This window comes from Planctomycetota bacterium, from assembly GCA_016235865.1.
Classification (GTDB): Bacteria; Planctomycetota; MHYJ01; order JACQXL01; family JACQXL01; genus JACRIK01.
The window spans coordinates 1-2,149 of sequence record JACRIK010000004.1 but is presented as its reverse complement, the minus strand read 5'-3'; the positions used below and the strand labels follow the sequence as shown (position 1 = coordinate 2,149).

Here is a 2,149-nt window from a genome sequence, read left to right as displayed (position 1 = left end):
TAATTTCATCCCTGCACCCGGCCTCTTAGCAGGTCGTGGGCTTATCCTGGGCAATATTCACAATCTCAATTATCAACGTAAATCCGCTATCATCTTTTTTATTGCGGTTGATATTGGGGCCAATTCATGCCTACAGATCCAGAATACCTGTTCAGCGTCAATATCAAAGTAATGATGGGCGATGATGTCCCTGAAACCAATTGCCCCTTTCCAGTCAATCTCGGGATATTGTGACAGGAGGGTCCCGCCGGTAATATTGTCGATATTCTTCAAGGCCTCGCCAATGGCCATGAAAAGCATGCAGATACTATCCAGTTTTTCCATGCCGGCCGGGGAACTGGTGAAATCGTCCGGGCTCCGAATCCATTCGGCACGGCTGGCAATTTTTCCCAGGGCTTCGTCAATCTGGGTGAGTATCGACAAAACGAGGTTCTTATCAAACATAATGCCCTTCTTGTTCTATACGTTCTCTTAAGAAAGGGTTCATTTTTTCGCGCAGCCGAACAATATCGACATGCTTCCCGGTCAGCCTCTCAATATCTTCCTTGATGTGCACCAAGATGAACGGATTGGGGGTTTTGGTCTTGATAAAGATGTCCACATCGCTGTCTTCCCGGGCCTCATCCCGGGCCATCGACCCGAATACCCCGATCTCAAGGATGCCGTATTTCTCGGCATAATCCTTTTTAAATTCTCGCAAGATGGTGAGCAGGCTTCCTCTTCTCATGGTTGACTCCCAGGATTACTCAAACTCCACCTCCTGCTGGTATTACAAATTTAGCAGATTCTTCTCAATGAAATTTGTCGAAGTTATCCAGATCCTGGTGCACGTTTTACCAGCCTTCCAGGACTTTCTTTATCATCATCGGCTTTGGCCAGCCACTGCCGGACCAGTTCCCGTTTCACTTCCTCAGGTGGCCTCATAGATCACCTTCCCATACTTGTGGGCAGGATAGGCGATACCCCCGATGACGCCCTTGCTCTCCTCGAAACGTTCCGTAGCCATGACAATGATGTCGAAAGGATAGTCCAAGCCGCGCAGGGCCTGGCGCAGACGCACGCTCTCTTTCCTGGGGTTTCCTGGCGCAGATTTCAAGACCAATAGGTCGATATCACTGTCCCGGGTCATTTTGCCGGTGGCAGCCGAGCCGAAGATAATGATACGCTCCGGTTGGGTCTCGGTCAAGATGCGCTCGATGATCTCCTCGATGAGCTTCTGGTCAATATCCATCAGTTGTCTCTCTTAACCTTATCCAAGTCCCGGCCAGAGGGAGGGGTTGGTATCCTGGTAATTATCATTCATGGCCCGGTACAGGAGTCCGAAGGCCGACAGATGGCGGGCCATGTGAGTGACTTCCATGGCCTCCACCCGGATGCGGGTGGCGATGTAATTCATAGGCCCGCGCCATTCTCAAATTCATAACTTAATACTTCACCAATATCTATTATGCCACGTCTCCAGTTAACTTGTCTAATGGCTTTTCATCTCTGTCCTCCGGCCATAGGGTTATTGGACCTCTCGTGATTGGGCCTCTCCGGTTGCCTTGGGGTTTTCTCACCAGGAGGTCCAGGTTATTTTAGGAAGTGACGCCGGATGGTATCGACCCTCCTTCGGAGAAGCGCTGACGTCCCGAAACCGATAAACCCGGATGCTTTTCATCACGCCTCCGGCTGCATCACCGCCCCGCACACCGGGCAGGAGATGATCTCTCCCAACCACTTGCCGGGGAAGTAGATATGAAAATGCTCACACCGGTACATGACGGTACAGACCAGCAGATTCTCCCGGGCTCTGGTGATGAGATCCGGGTTTTCTCTGGCAAACTTGTCGATAAGGTCGAGATCATGTTGGTACACGGGTAAAACCTTTCTTTGGTGGCTTTACTCAGGGCACTCTGATGGTTTAGGTCCCAGGTGGCGCGTCTGGTTTTCGTCTGGAGCCACCTCACTACGACGCGGCAATGAGGGCTCTTCCCTTGGCCGTGAGCCTGATCGCTTGCCCCCGGGAGCCAATGGCGCAACCAACGTTCTCTGCCAGCCCGGCCTGCAGCGCCTTAGCCACTTTTTTGCCGGCGCACCTGGCGCTGATCCCCAGGTGCCGGCCCAATCCCGCCTGACTTATTCCCTCGCCTGCCTCGTAAATCTGCCG

At 52.3% G+C, this 2,149-nt stretch carries 5 protein-coding genes; all 5 read right to left on the bottom strand.

Features of this window, described 5'->3' with window-relative positions; all coding sequences use genetic code 11:
* Nucleotides 1-72: 72 nt before the first annotated feature.
* On the bottom strand, nucleotides 73-444 hold the full coding sequence (locus tag HZA49_04100; GenBank protein MBI5778622.1) for a DUF86 domain-containing protein: 372 nt from the start codon (nucleotides 442-444) through the stop codon (nucleotides 73-75).
* Nucleotides 437-727 carry a nucleotidyltransferase domain-containing protein gene (locus tag HZA49_04095; GenBank protein ID MBI5778621.1) on the bottom strand — a complete coding sequence of 97 codons (291 nt, stop codon included), beginning with the start codon at nucleotides 725-727 and terminating at the stop codon, nucleotides 437-439. The genes HZA49_04100 and HZA49_04095 overlap by 8 nt, the downstream gene beginning before the upstream one ends.
* Before the next feature lie 183 nt (nucleotides 728-910).
* Nucleotides 911-1,231, bottom strand: a complete 321-nt coding sequence (locus HZA49_04090; GenBank protein MBI5778620.1) for a nucleotidyltransferase domain-containing protein — start codon at nucleotides 1,229-1,231, stop codon at nucleotides 911-913.
* 18 nt (nucleotides 1,232-1,249) lie between these two features.
* Nucleotides 1,250-1,396, bottom strand: a complete 147-nt coding sequence (locus HZA49_04085; protein MBI5778619.1) for a hypothetical protein — start codon at nucleotides 1,394-1,396, stop codon at nucleotides 1,250-1,252.
* Between the two features lie 263 nt (nucleotides 1,397-1,659).
* Nucleotides 1,660-1,857: a hypothetical protein gene (locus tag HZA49_04080; GenBank protein ID MBI5778618.1), complete on the bottom strand. Its 198-nt coding sequence runs from the start codon at nucleotides 1,855-1,857 to the stop codon at nucleotides 1,660-1,662.
* Nucleotides 1,858-2,149: the final 292 nt, after the last annotated feature.